This window comes from Petrotoga sp. SL27 (assembly GCF_002924605.1).
Lineage (GTDB): Bacteria > Thermotogota > Thermotogae > Petrotogales > Petrotogaceae > Petrotoga > Petrotoga sibirica.
In genome coordinates, this window is record NZ_JAIP01000011.1 from 41601 (window position 1) to 60949 (window position 19349).

Genomic DNA, 19349 nt, shown 5'->3' on the forward strand with positions numbered 1-19349 from the left:
AGGTGGTGTAGTAAATGAGTGAAGTCAAAGAAAAATCGTTAGAACCAACAAATTCTCAAGAAAAATTCGACGAAAATAATAAAGTATCATTCAGCGTTCAGGGGATGACATGCGCTACATGCGTAAAAAATGTAGAAAGGGCGCTTAAAAAATTAGAAGGGGTAAAATATGTCTCCGTCAATTTAGCGACAGAAAAAGCTGTATTAATATCACAAGAAGCTATTCCGATGAACAAAATCAAAAAGGCTGTATCAGACGTTGGATACAAGGTTTCTGAAGAAATGCCTACAGAGGATTTGATAGAAAAAAGATTCAAAGAATCACGCAAAGATATGTATATTTCATTAGCTTTCACGATTCCTCTTATGGTTCTTATGATCTTAAATATGAGTGGATTGAATATTCCTTTTCTGCTATTGATTGAGTTAATCGGTGCAGGCGCCACTATCTTAATACCGGGCAAAAAAACTTTAAAAAGCTCCTGGATCGCTTTATCTCATCTTCATACAAATATGGATACATTAATTTCTCTTGGGGCTATTTCCGCTTGGGCAACAACGATTTTAGCAATTGTAGGCTTAAATATTCTTTCTTTTGGTACTATTGCATCGATGTTGATTACCTTGAATTTGATAGGGAGATACATCGAAGCAAGGATGAAACATAGCACTTCAAGAGAAATAAAGCTCCTTCTTTCCATGAAAGTTGACAAAGCCAATGTAATTACTAATGAAGGTGTAGTTGAATTACCCATAGAGACAGTCAAAGTAGGTGATTTAATACTGGTGAGACAAGGTGAAAAAATTCCTTTAGATGGTACTATCTTAGAAGGACAAGCTTCGATAAATGAATCTATGATAAGTGGGGAGCCATTACCTGTATCAAAAGGCGAGCAGGATTCCGTAGTGAGTGGAACAATACTCGAATCTGGACTCTTAAAAATAAAAGTAGAAAAAGTGGGAGAAGACACATTCCTAAATCAAATGATCAAACTTGTAGAAGAAGCTTCATCCTCTAAAGTACCTATTCAAGCTCTGGCTGACAGAATAACCTTGTATTTCATACCAACGGTTTTTTCTTTAGCTGTCTTAAGCTTTATGCTTTGGTTTTTCCAATATGAAACATTTCAACCTTTTTTGATTAACGCTTCAAATGTCATTCCTTGGGTTCTTACAGATGCCGGCCCTCTATCTACAGCAATTTTTTCTTTTGTTGCCACTCTTGTTATAGCGTGCCCATGTGCACTTGGCTTAGCAACACCTATGGCCCTTGTGGCTGCAAGTTCTGTATCTGCCAAAAAAGGATTGATCATAAAAAATGGAGAAGCCATCCAAACGGCTAAAGATATAGATACAATTCTCATGGACAAAACTGGAACCTTAACTAAAGGCCAACCTTCAGTTATCGAACACAATTTAGATGATGAAACATTTTTTATTATTTCAGAAATAGAGAAAAATTCTACTCACCCATTGGCTAAAGCCATAGTCGAATACGCACATGAGCATATTAAGAATCAGAACATTGAAATCGAAGAAATAGAGGAAATAACAGGCAAAGGAATCGTTGGAACATACAAAAACAATGAATACTATATAGGTAAACCACGTGATGCAAAACCCTACCAAGAATTTATGGAAAACGCAGAGACGGTAATAGAGGTAAGTAAAAATGAAAAAATTGTTGGGTACATAAGAATCGCTGATGAGATTAAAAGTGATGCAGTAGAAGCTATAAAAAAATTAAAAGAAATGGGAATGGAACCCATAATGGTAACAGGCGACAACGAAAACACCGCCAGAGCCGTTGCTAAAAAGGTTGGAATTGATAAAGTCTTTGCAAATATATCTCCTCAAAATAAAGTAGAAATAGTCAGAAAATATCAGATAGAAGGGAAAAAAGTAGCTATGATAGGCGATGGAATAAACGATGCCGCAGCTTTAAAATCATCTGAGATGGGTATTGCAATAGGTAACGGAACGGATTTAGCAATAGAATCTGCGGATGTAATAATAAGCCAAGGAGAAATTTCAAAAGTAATAGATGCAATAAAGATATCTGAAATAACCTTTAAAAAAATCAAGCAAAACTTATTCTGGGCATTCTTCTACAACATTATTGCAATACCTTTGGCAATGGTTGGAATCCTTCACCCAGCTATAGCAGAGATTGCTATGTTATTTAGTTCCATAAACGTTATTTACAATTCTAGTCGAATTACAAAAAAACTATAGGAGGTGGAACAATGAAATATATCTTTGATGTACCAGATATGTCTTGCGAACATTGCAAAATGAACATAGAAAAGCAGTTAAAGTCTTCGGGTATTGTACAAGATTTCAGTATTGATTTAGAAAACAAAAAAGTTGAAGTTGAAACACTCCAAGAACCCGAAAAAATAGAAAACTTACTGGATGAAATAGGTTATCCCCCAAAATTGGTAAGCCAGGAATAATTTTTCAAAAAGCAGGAGCTTATGTGGCTCCTGCTAATATTATTAATTGATTAAATTTTTTACTTTCATATTTTTTTCAGCAGTCCAATCAATGCTCTATTGATAATCCACTTAAAACTTTTAGTCTTTGCGGGAAAATTTCAAAATACAAAGGAGAGTGGCCTAAAGATTCACCATCTACCTCTAAATACAGCTTTTCTTTGGATGTAATTTCTACCGATTTTCCTCTAAAGGTTTCCACAGCTTCATGATTTATAAAAGAACCATCGTATATTTTCCTTAAATTTGATAAAATTGTAGCAACAGATATCTTATCAACTACAGTTATGTCGAAAAGTCCATCGTCGTATTTTGCTTTAGGTGTAAACATCATCCCTCCTCCACTGTATCTACAAATTCCAACATTCAAGGTTAAAGCTTGATTTTCATAAACCTTTTCTCCATCAATTTTGATTTCAATATAGGGATCCTTGAACGAAAGTAAGGTGCTCAACAGAATTAAAGAGTAGGAAAGCTTGCCAAACAATCTTTTTTTACTTTTATTTGCCTTATAGGTGACTTCTGCATCAAACCCCATTCCTGCAACATTCACAAAATATCTTGTTTTTTCAACGCCTTTTTGAATATAACCAACCTTACCAACATCTTGCAATATAAAATTGTCTTTCTGTAAATTGCTTACCGCCTCTTCATAATTAGTAGGTATACCTACGCTTTTCCCCCAATCGTTGCCCGAACCAGAACCAATAGAACCAACTGATATTTCAACTGGATCGATAATATCCTGCCACATCATTGCATTAACTATTTCGTTGACAGTTCCATCTCCACCAACAGAAATTAATTTTTTATACCCTTTTTTGATCCCTTCCATTGCCAAGTTAAAACCATCGTAAGGTTTTTTGGTGAATAGATAATCGAAGGTTATCTTTTCCTTTTCCAAAATAGGATAGATGTTCTTTGTCCATACTTTTAGGGCTTTACCACCACCCGCCGCAGGATTGACTATGAATAATATTTTATCTTGGCCCACAATAGTAAATCTCCTCTTTCATCCTAACATCCTAATACTTAACTACTTTTCAAGAACAAATCTTTAATTAAGTTATTTTTTCCCAGTTTTGAAATTAACCTTTTATAGCCCCAGCAAGTATCCCTCTTACAAAATATTTTTGTAACGAAATGAAAATGACAATTGGAATAATCATTGATATAAAAGCTGCAGCAGTTAATAGATGCCAATTTTGTCCATAAGAACCAACCATATTTGCTAAAACTACCGTAAGAGGAGCTACATCCTTTGTACCTCCCAAATAGATCAAAGCAACTAAAAGATCGTTCCAAACCCACAAAAATTGAAATATAACCAACGATGCTATCGCAGGAACAGATAGAGGTAAAGCTAACCTATAGAAAGAAGTCCAAGTAGATGCCCCATCTATACGGGCAGATTCAAAAAGATCATTAGGTAGAGAGATAAAAAAATTATGTAACATAAAAATGGCAAAAGGCAAACCATATGCTGTATGTGCAAACCACAAACCCACAAATGTACCAGACAAGTTTAAATTATTATACAACCTTAAAATAGGAATAAAAGTTAATTGTAGAGGAACCACTAACAATCCTACGATAAGGGCATAAATAAATCCTCTGCCTTTAAATTCTATTTTAGCTAATCCAAAGGCAGCAAAAGCCCCAATAATAATAGGTAGTAGAGTACCAAATATTGTTATAATAAAACTATTTTTAAAGGCTGTTCCTAGGCCTCTTTTTGTCAAAACTTCGCGGTAATTATCCAACGTAAATTGTGTGAATTTTAAAGGACTATTGAAAACTGTCCACCACCCCGTTTTTGCCACATCTTCTGCTGGTCGAAAAGAAGTAATTAATAATCCGAGAGTGGGCAAAATCCATATTAGCATCATAAAAATAATGAAAATGTTTAAAATTACCATTCCTGGCTTTATCCTTCTCCTCGTTTCCATCAACTCTTTTCTCCTTTCATTCTTCTCAAATTCATTATTATCACGGGTATTATCAACAAAAATAATACTACTGCAATTGCACTTGCTCTTCCGTAATTTCTGTATTGAAACATCTCTTTATACATGCGATTCGCTATAACCTCAGTTCCATAATTACCATTCGTCATAACATACACAATATCGAAGATCTTTAATACATTCACGACCATTGTGGTGGTAACAACAGCTATTGTAGATTTCATATAGGGTAAAATTATATGAAAAAATACTTGGAATTCATTAGCACCATCGACTCTTCCTGCATCCAATAACTCTTGTGGTATACCTTTATAGGCTGCTGAAAGAATTACCATACAAAACCCAGTCCAAATCCATATTCCCACAAATATCAATACGAAATTATTTAACCAGGGACCTTGAATGAGCCAAGCTTTCGGTTCTCCTCCAAGAGAAACAATTATTTGATTCAGTAATCCTATTTGATTTACACCTAAAGGCTTGTAATCGTACACAAACTTCCATATAACACCTGCTCCAACAAAAGAAATAGCCATAGGCATAAAAATGATTGTTTTAGCAAATTTTTCATATTTAATTCTATCGGCTAATACCGCCATTATCAAACCTAAACCAACGGTACATAGCGTAAAAAAGATAACCCATAAAAAATTATTTTTAAATGCGGTTAACATGGTTTTTGATGTGAAAACATAAATATAATTTTGTAAACCAACAAAATTCACAGATCTTTTATCCATAAAACTTATTATTATTGTGTGTATAGAAGGATACAACAAATAAACACCTAGTAAAAAAAGGGCTGGCCCTAGAAAAAGGACCGGCCATAATCTATATTTTTTACTCTTCATTACCTTCATCACCTACCATTTAATCGGTGGCTTTCCCTGTAGTATATGTCTCATCAGCTACTGATTCAATGTACTCCAAAACATTATCTAAGTCTTCGCCGTTAACATAATCCAGAATACCTGTCCAAAAGGCACCAGATCCAACAGCTGATGGCATCATATCTGAAGCATCAAACCTGAATGTTGAAGCTTCTTGTAATGCATTTGCCATATCTCGAGTTAAATCATCTGGATAAACATTGGGATTAATTCTACTATTGATACCCAGTTTACCTAACTCAGAAACCCAGATCGATTGAGCCCCAGGTGTTGCCAAGAACCTCATGAAAGCTCTAGCTTCTGGGGTATCGTTCATCATGCTGATCATATCAGCAGCTCCAAGCATTGGTGTACCATATTCTTCATCGATTTGAGGGAAGATAAAGAAGTTGAAATCTTCACCTGCCACCAAGTCAGGATAGTTCTTTTTGATAAAACTTACTATAAAACTAGCCTGACGGTGGAGATAAGCTTGAGGTGGATCGGTGAATAAAGGATTAGCGGCATCTCCAAAATTGGTGGCTAATGCAGCAGTAGGGCCACCCCATGTTAATTTTGGATCACGAACTATATTTCCAAAAATTTCAAATGCTCTTTTAACTCTAGCATCAGTCCATGGAATGTCGTGATTAACCCATTGATCATACACTTCTGGTCCAGCTGTTCTCAACATAATATCCTCTATCCAGTCCGTCCCAGGCCAACCACTGGCAGCTGCAGATTCAAGGCCTATTGACCATGGCACATCATCGTTTTCCACCATTTTATCCATTAAAGATTCCATCTCATCCCAAGTTTTAGGAATAGTGTATCCCTTTGCTGCAAAAGCTTTGGCATTGTACCAAACTAAACTCTTAACATCAGCAGAGATATACAATCCATACAGACCACCATCGTAACTAGCGAGGTCAATCCACGTCTCACTGTAATCTTTTTCTAATGTAGACATATCTAAAACTTTTGTTAAATCAACTAAAGCACCTTCTTGAGCCAAATCCTTCATTAGGCCCAATCCTGTCAACGCCACTATATCAGGTGGATTTCCAGCTTCTAGACGAGTGGTTATCAGAGTTGGAAGATCCCTTGTACTTTCGTACTGCACAACAATACCTGTAGCTGCCTCAAAAACCTCTGCAACTTTCATGAATGCATCTAATTCTTGCCCGCCCCATACTGCCATGACAGTTACCTTACCGTTCTGACCAAAAATTGTAAAAGCAAGTACTACAAATACCACCAAAATAGTTAACCTTTTCCTCATGAATAAATACCTCCTTTTTCAAATTTTGTATCGTATTTAGAAACTCTAAAACTCGCCTTTCACCTCTTTTTTCTCCAGAGCATGCTTTTTGAAAAATATTTTTATTTCTAAAGGGTCTAAATTCTGAAATGTAAAAAAAACATTACTATTTGATTATAACACATATTTTTAATTATGTCAAACTTGATTATTTTTTATTACAGTTGTTTAAATTTAAATAAACACGGTTGATGCACTTACTAAACGAAAAGTTGGTTCTTTCTACTAACAGTTGACCAGATTAGCCTCAGGTAATATAATTGATGAAAATCACTTAAAAGAGGATGAGGGGAATGGAAGAAATAGTTAAGTTGTTGGATGAGAACTTAGAATACGTTAAACATGAGGTATCGGGAGATAGAATAACAATTTGGGTGAAATCAGCTAAAAAAGAAGTAATCTGTCCGTATTGTGGGAAGCCATCCAAAAAAGTACATTCAAGGTATGAAAGAAGCTTTCAAGATTTACCGATACAAGGTAAAAAAACAACGATAGTTGTAATAAGAAGAAAGATGTTCTGTAAAAACAAAGAGCGTAAGAAAAAGACGTTTGCTGAACCTCTTGACTTTGTGGAACCAAAATTCAAAAGGACGAAAAGGTTGGAAAAGAGATATTTGAAATAATAAGGGGTGAAGGTTATACAGGTAGTTATTCAAACATTGGAATATATTTAGCAAAAAGAAACTTAAAAGTTGAAGATTCAAAAGAAATAAGGATAAAAAGAAAAGATTTAATCAAACTACTGTACAAACCAGTTGAACAATTAGAAGCTCTTTCAAAAGAGTTGTACGAAAAGATCATTCAAATATACCCTGTTATTGAAAGTATAATAAACCTCGTAAATGAATTCAAACATCTGTTAGAATCAAAAAACGTTGAAAAACTTGAAGAATGGATAGAAAAAGCAAGTAATCTAAAAATCAGAAAGATAGATAAATTTGTGAACGGTTTAAAAAGGGATATTCAAGCGGTTAGAAATGCTATTATATATGAATACAATGATGGACTAGCAGAAGGTTCTCTGATTAAACTAAAAGTTATTAAAAGGATAATGTATGGAAGAAACAAATTTGAGACGCTGAGACAGAAAGTTCTTTTACTTGAGAATAGTGGATAGGGTTCAACAATCAGTGGAAAGAACCAGTATTCAGTTAGCCATAGATATTAAGAAAGTTTTTCTAAAATTTCCACATATTTTTTGATTTTTGTATAAAAATTATTATTTTATTCTTTCAAATCTGTTTAAAACTTTCAGTTTCCAACTAACTGTATTTGACCAACTGATTCAAGAAAATCGATTAAGAATCCTTTTATTATGGAAGAAGAATAAGACAATATACTCAGCGTTTCTCCTTTAAGTTTTGAGAATTTTCCTTCTTCATCCATCTTTCTAATTTGTTCACTAGTTACATAATCGTTTAAACTTTCCCCAAACTGGGCTTTGATTTCTGAATGAATCAAAGAAAATTTACTAAGAGTATAGTCCATTATCTCTTGAACGTAGTCTTCGTAACTATCAAAAAAGATAGGTTCTGCCCCCAAAATAATTTCTTTCGCAGCACTATCAAAACAATACCTCGGTAAATCTTGAATTATATAATAAGTCATCGCCTCATGCCCACTCCAAGGAAACAGTGTAGCAGATATAAAAACAATAAAAAGAAATATAGTATTGACTTTTTTACAGACAAATTCACCTTCGTATAAAATTATTAAATTCCATAATTTTTTCTAAATTCTACCACATATCAATTGATAATTTTTCAAATAAAATTACTTGAAAAAATAACATTTGTGCGCCTAATCGCTATTATTCATTTTTAATCGCCTCTAATTTAGTATAATTTGGGTTTATCGAACTTGACTTTTGATGAAAGTAGATATAAAATATAATTAATAAAGTTTCTATACTTATTAACTCAAATTTTAGGAGTTGAGACCTTTTTGAAATCACCTAATGAAATGGTACGCATTAACAATTCTATAAAAGTTTTGGATCTACTAATCAATAAGGAAATGTCTAGAGTGGATATTGCTGAAGAAACCGGATTAACAAAAACTACTATTGGAGATATAGTGAAGAATTTTTTAAATATAGGCTTCATTGAAGAGGTAAAAGTTTCTCCCAATGGAGTAGGAAGGCCGTCTATAAATTTAAAAATAGTTAAGGATTTTGTACACGTTATTGGGGTTGGAATATTAAGAGACAGAGTGAATGGTTGTTTAATTGACTCAAGTGGAGAAGTCCTTTACAATGTTGATTATCCATATATAGAAGGAAATCCACAAATAAACATAGTTTACAAAGCGATAGATGAATTGATGAGGAAAGCTGAACTTACAAATAGAAAAGTCGAAGTAATATCTTTTGGGGTTCCAGGTCCTTTAGATACAGAAAAAGGAATAATCAAAGAACCACCAAAATTACCAGAATTCGCTAATTTCCCTTTAATAAAAAAGATAAAAGAAAAATATAATGTATTTGCTTGCTTAGGGAATGATGCTGATATGGGTGCAATTGGAGAAAAGTATTATGGAAAAGGAAAAAATTTAGATTCTTTCATATATATCCTTTACGATAAAGGAATAGGGGCGGGAATAATAATTGATAATCATCTTTATCGCGGAGTCAATGGATATGCTGGTGAAATCGGACAAACTATTATCGTAAAAAACAATAAGATGAAATATTTTGAAGATGAGTATGGAATTGATTTAATAGTCAAAAAAATAGAAGATAAAATTTTAAAACCGGTTAAAGACATCGAATATGTGAGTCATTTATCAGAATATCAGAAAGAAATGGATGAAGTAATTAATAAAGTAACTAAACAATTTTCAATTATTATTCTTTCACTTATTCATTATTTTGGAATTTCTTCTATCTTTATAGGAGGAAAGGGAAAATATTTGGGTAAGAGTTTTTTAGAAAAAATAAATGAAACTGTCAAAAGGTACTTATTTCACAAGCAAGAAACAAGCATCGTTTATTCTGATGTTGATGAACCTGTAATATCTTTAGGGGCTGCAAAGTATGGGTTAATAGAATTTTTAAAAGAGCTGATACAAGAAAAAATATAATCTTTAATATGATGAGATGGAGGGGAAAAATGGAGAAAAAGATAAAAGAATTCACAATAAAGGATTCTATATTTTATGTGAAAGAATCAAATAAACTAAAAAAAGTCCTATTTGTTGATTTAGAGTTAGAAAAAGAAATATTTGAAATGGAAATCATATTAACCAACGAGAAGAATAAAATTTCTAAGAAATTTCCAAAGATTGAATCTGGGAAAACTCGGTTAGAAATGTATGTGCCTGAAGTAAACGAACCCACTGAATATGATGTTCTTCTTAGGTATGAAACAGAAGAGTTGAAAAGTAATGTAATAGTAAATCCCGAAAGACATTGGAAAATCTTCATAATTCATCATAGTCACTTAGACATAGGTTACACTGATCCCCAACCAGAGGTAATAGATCATCATTTAAAATATTTGGATCAAGCTTTGGAACTATGCGATCTTCAAAATAGTAATTCAGAAGATGATTTTAAATGGGTAATAGAAGTTACATGGCCTCTTAAATATTGGCTGAAAAGTAGACCAAACTTACAAATTGAAAGGATGATCCAAAGAATAAAGGAAGGAAGGATCGAAGTTTGCGGGGCTTATATAAATATGCATACAGAAGCGTATGATATTGATGAACTCGCTGGAACATTTGAACTAACTCAAAGACTTAGGGATGAATTTGGTATCAAAATTGATGTCGCTATGCAAAGCGATGTGCCAGGGCATACCAAAGGTTTTTTAAAATGTCTGACAGACATGGGAATCAAATACCTTTCTGTTGCTCATAATTATGCTGGACGATCTATTCCTTATCTACTTCCAGGGAAAAAATTACAGCGTCCGTTTTATTGGGAATTGGAAAATGGGAAGAAGGTTTTGGTGTGGTACACAGATACTCCTCATGGTGTTTATATGGAAGGAAATAATATTGGAATAGACAAAAGCTATGAAGAAGTTTATGAAAAGTTGCCTGAATTGCTAGGACAATTAAAAAGTGAAAATTATAGATTCAATGCTGTTCACCTTCGTGTACAAGGAAGAGGTTGGGACAACGCTGGTCCAAGCATCACACCTTCTGAAATCGCCAAAAAATGGAACGAAAAATGGGAATATCCTAAATTAATCATCTCAACCAACAAACAATTTTTTGAATATATAGAAGGTCAAGATACCCAAGATATTCCGGTTTTTAAAGGTGATTGGACAGACTGGTGGTCAGATGGGATTGCCTCAAATGCCTGCACAATGGGGTTAAATAGAACAACTCATAATGTTTTGAGAGCGGCTGAAACTCTTCTTTCGATTATAGAAATGAATTACCAAGATCAAACCTATCCAAAAGAAATATTAGATAGCGCTCGTGAAAATATGGTCTTATTCGATGAGCACACCTGGGGGGCGTGGAATCCTTGGGAAAATTCATTAACTCACAACACTTCTGGTGAAATACAATGGTCTATAAAGAAAAGCTTCGCACAAAATGCATATAATAAAAGCCTATTCGAATATCGTAAAGCCTTACATTTATTACCAATCTTGTTAAATAGTAAAGTTGTTAGTGAAAACAACACGATATTGGTTTACAATCCGGCTTCTTTTGTACGAACCGATATAGTTAAAGCATTCATACCTTTAGGAAAATGTGACGTTAGGAAACCCTTTAAAATAGTTGATGAGAATGGTGAGGAGATAAAATTTAACTTAAGGTTACAAATAGGGGAAATACCGAGACCCCTTGGAGCGGAAGTAACTTTCGTTGCAAAAGATGTCCCTGCTATTGGAACAAAATCTTATTCTATATTAAAAAAAGAAGAAAATGAATCTCTAAAAGAAGTCTCTAGCAAAGAAGAAAAGTATATTTTAGAGAACTCCTTTTACAAAATATCTTTTGATCAGGAAAGTGGGACAATAAAAAGTATTATAGATAAAGAATTAGGAGTAGAACTTGTTAATCAAAATGCTTTCTTTCATTTCAATGAGTATATTTACGACCAATTTACAACAGCACCTCGTTTTAATCATTTATCTAGCAGAATAGAAGGAAAAGCAGAAACTCTTCTTGGCCATAGATATTCATCAAACAAAACTATAACTCTACGAAAAGACATATTAAACTTCGAATTTGGCGATAGACATCCAGAAATCTTATCGAAAATAAAAATTTTAAAAGACAATCAGATATATCAAAAATCTATTGTGACTCTACATGTTCCAGGTTGTGAATGGATAGAACAAGAAATAGTTTTATACAACGAAATAAAAAGAATAGATTTTGCTAATAGGATAAAAAAAATTGAAACAGAAACTAAAGAAGCAGTATATTTTGCTTTTCCTTTCAACGTAGAAAATGGAAAAATAAGATACGAAATAACTGGGGAAGATATATCTTTAGATGATGAGTTTGTTCCAGGCTCATGTCATTATATGAAAGCCATACAGAATTGGCTCTCTGTAAGTAATTCAAAATACACTATAATTTTGGGAACAAAGGAAGCTCCTTTGATACAACTAAAAAATATTTATATCCCATATAATCCATTTGAGCCCACTCTCAAATCTGATGAACCCACTACAGTGTATTCATACGCTTTGAATAATATCTGGGATACTAATTTCCCAAACAAACAAGGAGGAGAAATCGAATTTCATTATAGTATAACTAGTCATCAAGGATCTTTTGACCCAATAAAAGCTTATAGGTTTGGCACACAAATACAAAATCCCTTATCAGGGGTAACCTTCCCATATGAAATGATTAAAAAGAATGTTTCATTCTTATCTGTTGAACCAGAAAACGTTTGGATTTTAGCTGCAAGAAAAGTTAGAGAAAACAGGTTTCAAATTCGACTTCAAGAAATTAGTGGGAAAAATTCAATTGGCACTTTGCGTATACCAAATATCAAAATAAAAAAAGCATATGTTGCGAATATGGGGAATGGTGAGTTAAAACCTGTTGAAAATAAAGTCGATGAGATCACCTTTAGTATTGAGAAGAACAGTATTCTGACCTTAATATTTGATACATAATTGATTTTTTACTTCATTTTCTAAAAGGAGGAGATATTTATGAAATTAGGTAGGAACTGTTTGGTAATTTTCTTTTTGTTGGCGTTGAGCATTTCATTCTTTGGGGAACCAGTTGTTATAAGATTCTGGCATGTATACGATGCAGGTGTATCCCAGGAAACGATTAATCAAATAGTTGCAGAATTCAATGAAAGCCATGAAGGAGTAATAAAAGTAGAATCGTTGGGCATATCCTTTTGGGATTATTGGGATAAACTTCGTATAAGCATAGCAGCGAAGCAAGAACCTGAAGTTTTTTTAAATGACCTTGGAAATGTTCCAATGAGAGCTTCTACCGGAGTGTTGTTGGATTTAAGCCCTTATATTGAAAAAGCGGGAATAGATCTTGAAGATACTTTCTTTGAAACACCTTTAAATATGTGTAAATGGGAAGATGGCTTGTACGCTCTACCGTTTGAAACAGATGTTAGATTTATGTATTATAACAAAGATTTGTTCGCCGAAGCTGGGCTTGACCCCGACCGCCCTCCCCAATCATGGGAAGAAGTGTGGGAAATGGCAGATAAGATCACAAAAACTACCCCCCAAGGTGATTATGAGGTTCTCGGTTTTAATCCACTATATGCACAATCCTATTTCTGGATGTATGTATGGGGAAACGATGGATCTTTTTTAGACGAAGAGGGAAATCTTAAGCTGAATAGTACTATTGTTGTAAAATCACTTGAGGAATGGAAAGAAATGATTGATAGTTTAGGTTTTGAAAAAATTCAGGAATTCAATGCAACATATCCTCTTGGTTTAAATGATGCATTCATAAATGGTAAACTTGGAATGGTCATCCAGAATAACACCTTTTTCAGTCAAATAGAAACTTATGCCCCTGATCTCAACTATGGAATCTTTCAATTACCTTATCCCGTTAAACCTACAAGTTGGTCCAATGGATTTTCTATTGAAGTATCTTCTAGAAGTCCCAATAAAGATGCCGCAGCTGAATTTGCTCTTTATTTACTCAGTGAATATCCTCAATATCTTTTTGCAAAGAACGTTTCGTCCCTTGTAGGGAACCAAAGAGCGGCAACATCTCCAGATTTAATGGAAAAGGAACTATGGAAAATATCTGTTGAAACTTTAGAAATCAGTAAATTTAGACCCTTTATATTAGAATATCCACTTTGGTATGAGGATTTACAAACTGCCATTGATATGGTGTTATACGGTAAATCCTCCCCTCAAAAAGCACTTGACGATCTTCAAAAACGGGTAGAAGCTGAAATAGAAAGATATAAATTCACACATTAGAACCTATTGAGAAAAGATCTTTAGACTTTTATTCAAAATACTCGAATTAGGTGCTGTTGGCACCTGATTCGAGTATTAATAAAAATTGTTTTTATTATAACGTTCTGGAGGTACTGAAAAAAATGCTTAAAAAAACAAAAAGATCTTTTTGGAAGAAAAAAAGTTCTATAGGTTATTTATTCGCCACCCCATGGATTATTGGACTTAGCGTTTTCATAATAGGACCGATAATCGCTTCATTTTTCTTAAGTTTCACCACTTATGATATGGTCAATCCTCCTAATTGGATAGGTTTTACAAATTATAAAATACTTTTTACTTTAGATCCCACATTTTGGAAAGCCTTGGGAAATACTTTCTATTATATGTTTGGATCGGTTTTTTTAAAAGTTTTGCTTGGTTTAATCTTTGCAGTTTTATTGAATAATGCTGCTAAATTTATGGGTATCTTCAGAACAATATTTTTCCTTCCTGTAGTTTTACCTGCAGTCCCAGTAATGTTCCTTTGGATGATGTTATTTAATCCTAGAAGTGGTTTAATAAACCAAGTTTTAAGCATTTTTGGAATAGATGGGCCACTTTGGTTAAATTCCCCGATTTGGTCTAAGCCCGCTCTTGTATTAATGAGTCTATGGGGAATAGGTGGTATCATTGTGATTTTTCTAGCCGGTCTTCAAGGTATCCCTACAGAGCTGTATGAAGCTGCGGAGTTGGATGGGGCAAACAAGATACAATTGTTTTGGAAAATTACGGTACCAATGTTAAGACCCATTATTTTTTTCAATTTTGTTACTGGCCTTATCGGTGCATCCCAAGTTTTTACCGAAGCCTATGTGATGACAGGAGGAGGGCCATTAAAATCAACAACATTTGTAAATTTATTGATATATCAACTTGCTTTTAAAGATGTCAGAATGGGATACGCATCTGCAATTTCAGTTATAATGTTTTTGATTTTAGTCCCATTGACTATATTATTGTTCAAGATATATCAAAGGCAAACTCAACTTTAAGGGGTTGTTAATATGAAAAGTCAGAAAAGAATGAGACTGATAAGAAAAATTCTGCTTTATGCTATACTAATATTTTTTAGTGTAATATTCTTGATTCCTCTTTTTTGGATGATTTCAACATCATTGAAACCCGAATCGCAGGTGATGTCTGTTCCTATTCAGTGGTTTCCAAAACCGATTCAATGGAAAAACTATCTGGAAGCTGTGAAGGCCTTCCCCTTCTTTAGATACTTTTCAAATACTTTACTATTATCTATTTTAAACGTTGCAGGAACCTTATTTAGCGCTTCACTTGTTGCATACAGTTTTTCAAAACTACATTGGAAGGGTAGAGATCAATTATTTTATATAACTATAGCAACGATGTTTATACCTGCACAAATTTTAATCATACCTACTTATCTTTTATTTTCAGAATTGGGCTGGGTAAATACATATCTTCCCTTGATAGTCCCGGCATTTTGCGGAGGAGGTGCTTTCAATATTTTCTTATTGAGACAATTCTTCATTTCAATACCTGATGAATTATTAGAGGCAGCTAGAATTGATGGAGCATCAGAATTTAGGATTTATTCTCAAATTGTGCTCCCTCTATCAACGCCAGTGTTGTTGACTGTTTCAATCTTTACTTTACTTTTTACGTGGAATGACTTCTTTGGGCCTTTACTTTATTTACAAGATCCAGCAAAATGGACTCTTGCGGTAGGACTAAGGAGTTTCCAACAGCAATATACGACCACTTGGAACTTATTGATGGCAGCTTCAACTCTTTCGGCTCTTCCTTTAATAATTTTATATTTTGTATTTCAAAAAAGGATAACAAGCGGTTTCGCTTTAAGCGGGAGTGGTAAATAATGAAAAAAAAGATTCTAATTATAACAATCATTATTCTTTCTATAACCTATACTTTTGGGAGAATTGATAAAGTATTTATAATCCCTTTTAGTCATTTGGATATCGGCTTCACTGGTACTCAAGAAGAAGTCTCTAAGGAATATGTAGAGATGGTGGATAACCTAATAGAAATAATGGATATTTTTCCGGATTTTTCCTTTACCATCGAAACTTTTTGGCAATTACAACAATGGTTAGAAACTTCTCCACAATCCTCGAAAGTACAAAAATTAGTTCAATATATTAAAGAAGGTCGTATGGAAATAGGAGGTGCTTACGCTTCCATGCATACAGGTTTTATGAACTATCTCTCACTATCAGAGACATTTAAGAATTCCAAAAAATTCGCAGAAAAAAATCATTTCACAGTAGCCACTGCAATTATGAACGATGTTCCAGGATATACACAAGATTTACCAGATATTCTTTTCGAAAATAACATCTCTTACTTTATGACTGGAATAAACGATAAATATGCTCAAGTTCTCCAACTTCCTACACCCGTAAATATTTTTTATTGGCAAGGCCCAAACGGTAAGAAAATCCTTACTTGGGTAACTAAGGCAAGTTATATGGAGGGAGTCAACTTCAAAAGTATTTCCTCAATAGAAAGTTATGCAAAAAGATTAGAAAAGGAAGGTTATCCCTACGATGCAGTGGCTATTTTACTAGCAAAAGATAATGGAGGAATAGAACCAGGTTTGGTTAGTTATCTAAATCTTCATGGAGCTTCTAAATTTTCTGAGCTTGAAATTGTATTTTCAACACCTACCTCTTTTTTTGAATACATGGAAGAAAGATACCAAAGTGTTATTCCAACTTATAAAGGTGATTGGTCAGGTTTTTGGGAAAGTGTAAAAAGCGGTGGCCCCTTTTCATCATCCCTCATTAGATGGAGCCAAGAAATTCTACAGGAAATAGTTTCTTTAGACCTTATAAACCAAAATAATCCTTTGTATGATATTGCAATAAAAAATATTTTATTATATTCTGAACATACTGCCGCTCCAGGAGCGGGTTGGCCAGGAAATTATACTTTAGAACAAAATTACATTTTTAATAAAACGGTGGTTGATTATGCTTTCACAGCCTATAATACCGTTCTAAATATAATTAATGAACTAACACCAAAAGAACCAGAATCTAACAAAATCTATGTATTTAATCCTGGAAATTCTGAAAAAGAAACATTGTTAAGATTTGAACTAGGTGAATGGGACCCAAATAGTAGAGTTGTAATCGGGCTAAAAGGTGAAGAATATGTTGCTTATCCTTATTCATTAGACTCTATCAATCCATGGGAACAAGTTGCTCAGGGTTACGAAGTATACGTAAAATTACCCAAAGGTATTTCAGAAATCAATATTATAAGCCGAATTCCTACTACTTATGAAACGAAGAAAACAGAAGGCTCAATTATAGAAAACAATTTTTACACAATAAAATTGAACTCAGATGGAAGTTTTAACGTATTCGATAAAGAATTAAACACTTGTGTAGTTAATAATGGGGGAATAATTGAATATAGTTTCACAAATTCTACTCAAAACCATGAAAGAGAAGAATTAGTAATCGATTCCGTTAAGACCATAGAATACCCCCAAAAGAACGTTATGATAGCAGAATTCACAGATTCACCTATAACAAAACTTGAAATTATTTTACCTAAAAATGAAAAAAATTTTCTCTTTAATTATTATTTTGATATAAATAAGATTCCTTATGTTCGTTACGATAAGCACTCGATAAATTTTTACTTAAAAATCCCTTTAACTCAGGCAGGTACTTTTGTGTATAATGGTCCAGCTTCTATGGTGAAAGATCTTTACCAATTTCCAGCGTTAAGACCAGAACAAGTTTCTATTCAAGATTTAGTTGCCGTAGAAACGAAGGATTATACTGTGACCCTTGGAACCAGGCAAACTTTCTTATTTGGTTATAATGAAAAAAGTGGTTACATCGATTGCCTTCTATTAAGACATTATGATGAAGCAGCCACGAAAGATTTAGGGATTACCCCCCTTGGAGAAGTTGAACCAGGAAGTACTAATATTCTAAAATACTCTTTTTTCTTTTATACAGGGGATAAAATAGACGACTTTGGAGTTGAAAATTTTTATAAACCACCAATTATTTTAAAATAATTTTTAAAACAATAAGACAAAAAGGAGTTGTTTTAAGTGAATAATCCAACTAACCAAGTAAGAATAAAGAACGTAACATATTTGGGGAAAATTTTTAAAAGTAATAAATCAAAAGTTTTAGGTCATGACGGTGCTTATTCAATACCTTTAGAAGATGGAAGATCTTTTTGGACTTTTGGAGATACTTTACTAGGCCCTGAGCTGAAGGAATACGATCCGAAAAAAGAATTGATAGATGTATGGTTGGCAAGCAACTGGGCAAGCAACAACATAGAAATGATTGCCAATACTGGTTGTTTTACTAATACAAGAAATGGAGAGGAACTTTTAACTACAAATCCTATATATATAGAAAAAAAGGGTAAAGCAGACAAAATAATATCAACGGCTTTAGCTCCCAACAGAGGAAAAAGATACAGACCAATTTGGCCAATGGATGGTATTATGATCAATAAAAAACTCTATATATTTTACATTTTTGTAGACTGCGGCTTTTTTGACATTTCTAAAAAAGAGCAACAATTAGATATTAATTTATACGGAGTAGGATTAGCAAAATCTAATTACCCTTACGTAACTTTTAAAAGAATAAAACCATCTGTTTATCCTTGTCCACCTAAAGATTTATCTAATTATTGTGAATATCCTTATATTTGGTGGAATTGTGAAAGCGACGGGAAAAATGATTCAATACCTGCCTTTGGCACTGCAGTATTAAATAATCCCATCAACGGATATGTCTATATTTATGGAAGTAAAGTGGAAAAGAAAAATCATGAATTGATTCATGGTGTTTATCTATCCCGTGTACAAATCGATGGTATTGAAGACATAAGCAAGTATGAGTACTATTCAAATGATGGCTGGAGTAAAGCCCCTGAAAATTTGAAAATACTTTTTGATGGGAACGCTAACGAACTTTCAGTATCTTTCAATTCTTATTTAGAAAAATACATTACAATTTATTCATATGCAGGAAAAACGGATTCAAAAGGTTTTGTTTCTGAAGGAGCCGTGGAAGAAATTCATCTGAGAGTCTCAGACAACCCAGAAGGCCCATGGAGCGATCCTATTACAATTTATAAGCCTAAGAAATCGTGCCCTTTGGACATTTGCTATGCTGGAAAGGAACATCCCGAATTTAGTGAAAATGATGGTAAAATAATCTACTTCACATTTGTAAGCCATCAGAGATACTGGCCAGAATTAGCTCAGATAGAATTCAAATAAGAGGTGAGGAA

The 19349-nt window shown here is 33.5% G+C and carries 16 protein-coding genes; 11 read left to right on the forward strand and 5 right to left on the reverse strand.

What is annotated here, in order from left to right; all coding sequences use genetic code 11:
* Positions 1 to 14 precede the first annotated feature (14 nt).
* Together AD60_RS03745 and AD60_RS03750 are read left to right on the forward strand one after the other, a co-directional pair.
* Positions 15 to 2234 carry a cation-translocating P-type ATPase gene (locus AD60_RS03745; protein ID WP_103876089.1) on the forward strand — a complete coding sequence of 740 codons (2220 nt, stop codon included), beginning with the start codon at positions 15 to 17 and terminating at the stop codon, positions 2232 to 2234.
* A gap of 11 nt (positions 2235 to 2245) precedes the next feature.
* Positions 2246 to 2455, forward strand: a complete 210-nt coding sequence (locus tag AD60_RS03750) for a heavy-metal-associated domain-containing protein (protein WP_103876090.1) — start codon at positions 2246 to 2248, stop codon at positions 2453 to 2455.
* A gap of 88 nt (positions 2456 to 2543) precedes the next feature.
* On the opposite strand, the gene AD60_RS03755 is transcribed toward AD60_RS03750, so the two are convergent.
* The 4 genes from AD60_RS03755 to AD60_RS03770 all read right to left on the reverse strand — a co-directional run bounded on the left by AD60_RS03755 (position 2544) and on the right by AD60_RS03770 (position 6612).
* Positions 2544 to 3488, reverse strand: coding sequence for a diacylglycerol kinase family protein (locus AD60_RS03755; RefSeq protein ID WP_158248369.1), 945 nt, complete (start codon positions 3486 to 3488; stop codon positions 2544 to 2546).
* Positions 3489 to 3582: 94 nt separating this feature from the next.
* Complete coding sequence (locus AD60_RS03760; RefSeq protein ID WP_103927362.1) at positions 3583 to 4443, reverse strand: carbohydrate ABC transporter permease; 861 nt, start codon at positions 4441 to 4443, stop codon at positions 3583 to 3585.
* A complete protein-coding gene (locus tag AD60_RS03765) occupies positions 4443 to 5312 on the reverse strand; it encodes a carbohydrate ABC transporter permease (RefSeq protein ID WP_103927363.1) in 870 nt (289 codons plus the stop codon). Before AD60_RS03765 ends, AD60_RS03760 begins: the two co-directional genes overlap by 1 nt.
* Positions 5313 to 5331: 19 nt before the next feature.
* Positions 5332 to 6612: an ABC transporter substrate-binding protein gene (locus AD60_RS03770; RefSeq protein ID WP_103927364.1), complete on the reverse strand. Its 1281-nt coding sequence runs from the start codon at positions 6610 to 6612 to the stop codon at positions 5332 to 5334.
* Between the two features lie 332 nt (positions 6613 to 6944).
* Between AD60_RS03770 and AD60_RS03775 the strand changes: the two genes are divergently transcribed.
* Together AD60_RS03775 and AD60_RS03780 are read left to right on the forward strand one after the other, a co-directional pair.
* Positions 6945 to 7274: a transposase family protein gene (locus AD60_RS03775; protein WP_158248370.1), complete on the forward strand. Its 330-nt coding sequence runs from the start codon at positions 6945 to 6947 to the stop codon at positions 7272 to 7274.
* Positions 7275 to 7393: 119 nt separating this feature from the next.
* Positions 7394 to 7768: a transposase gene (locus tag AD60_RS03780; protein ID WP_233186813.1), complete on the forward strand. Its 375-nt coding sequence runs from the start codon at positions 7394 to 7396 to the stop codon at positions 7766 to 7768.
* A gap of 134 nt (positions 7769 to 7902) precedes the next feature.
* Here AD60_RS03780 and AD60_RS03785 read toward each other — a convergent pair whose 3' ends face one another.
* Positions 7903 to 8259: a hypothetical protein gene (locus AD60_RS03785; protein ID WP_103927367.1), complete on the reverse strand. Its 357-nt coding sequence runs from the start codon at positions 8257 to 8259 to the stop codon at positions 7903 to 7905.
* Between the two features lie 336 nt (positions 8260 to 8595).
* On the opposite strand from AD60_RS03785, the gene AD60_RS03790 reads away from it, so the two are divergent.
* The 7 genes from AD60_RS03790 (at position 8596) to AD60_RS03820 (ending at position 19338) form a co-directional block, all read left to right on the forward strand.
* Positions 8596 to 9732, forward strand: a complete 1137-nt coding sequence (locus tag AD60_RS03790; protein ID WP_103927368.1) for an ROK family transcriptional regulator — start codon at positions 8596 to 8598, stop codon at positions 9730 to 9732.
* Positions 9733 to 9761: 29 nt separating this feature from the next.
* Complete coding sequence (locus AD60_RS03795; RefSeq protein ID WP_158248371.1) at positions 9762 to 12752, forward strand: glycoside hydrolase family 38 C-terminal domain-containing protein; 2991 nt, start codon at positions 9762 to 9764, stop codon at positions 12750 to 12752.
* A gap of 39 nt (positions 12753 to 12791) precedes the next feature.
* Complete coding sequence (locus AD60_RS03800) at positions 12792 to 14057, forward strand: ABC transporter substrate-binding protein (protein ID WP_103927370.1); 1266 nt, start codon at positions 12792 to 12794, stop codon at positions 14055 to 14057.
* A 122-nt stretch (positions 14058 to 14179) separates the two neighbouring features.
* A complete protein-coding gene (locus AD60_RS03805; protein WP_103927371.1) occupies positions 14180 to 15070 on the forward strand; it encodes a carbohydrate ABC transporter permease in 891 nt (296 codons plus the stop codon).
* 12 nt (positions 15071 to 15082) lie between these two features.
* Entirely contained in the window at positions 15083 to 15925 is an 843-nt protein-coding gene (locus tag AD60_RS03810; protein WP_103927372.1) for a carbohydrate ABC transporter permease, read from the forward strand.
* Positions 15925 to 18108 (forward strand): hypothetical protein, encoded by a 2184-nt coding sequence (locus tag AD60_RS03815; RefSeq protein ID WP_103927373.1) that lies wholly within the window; start codon positions 15925 to 15927, stop codon positions 18106 to 18108. The genes AD60_RS03810 and AD60_RS03815 overlap by 1 nt, the downstream gene beginning before the upstream one ends.
* A gap of 36 nt (positions 18109 to 18144) precedes the next feature.
* Positions 18145 to 19338, forward strand: a complete 1194-nt coding sequence (locus tag AD60_RS03820; RefSeq protein WP_103927374.1) for a DUF4185 domain-containing protein — start codon at positions 18145 to 18147, stop codon at positions 19336 to 19338.
* Positions 19339 to 19349: the final 11 nt, after the last annotated feature.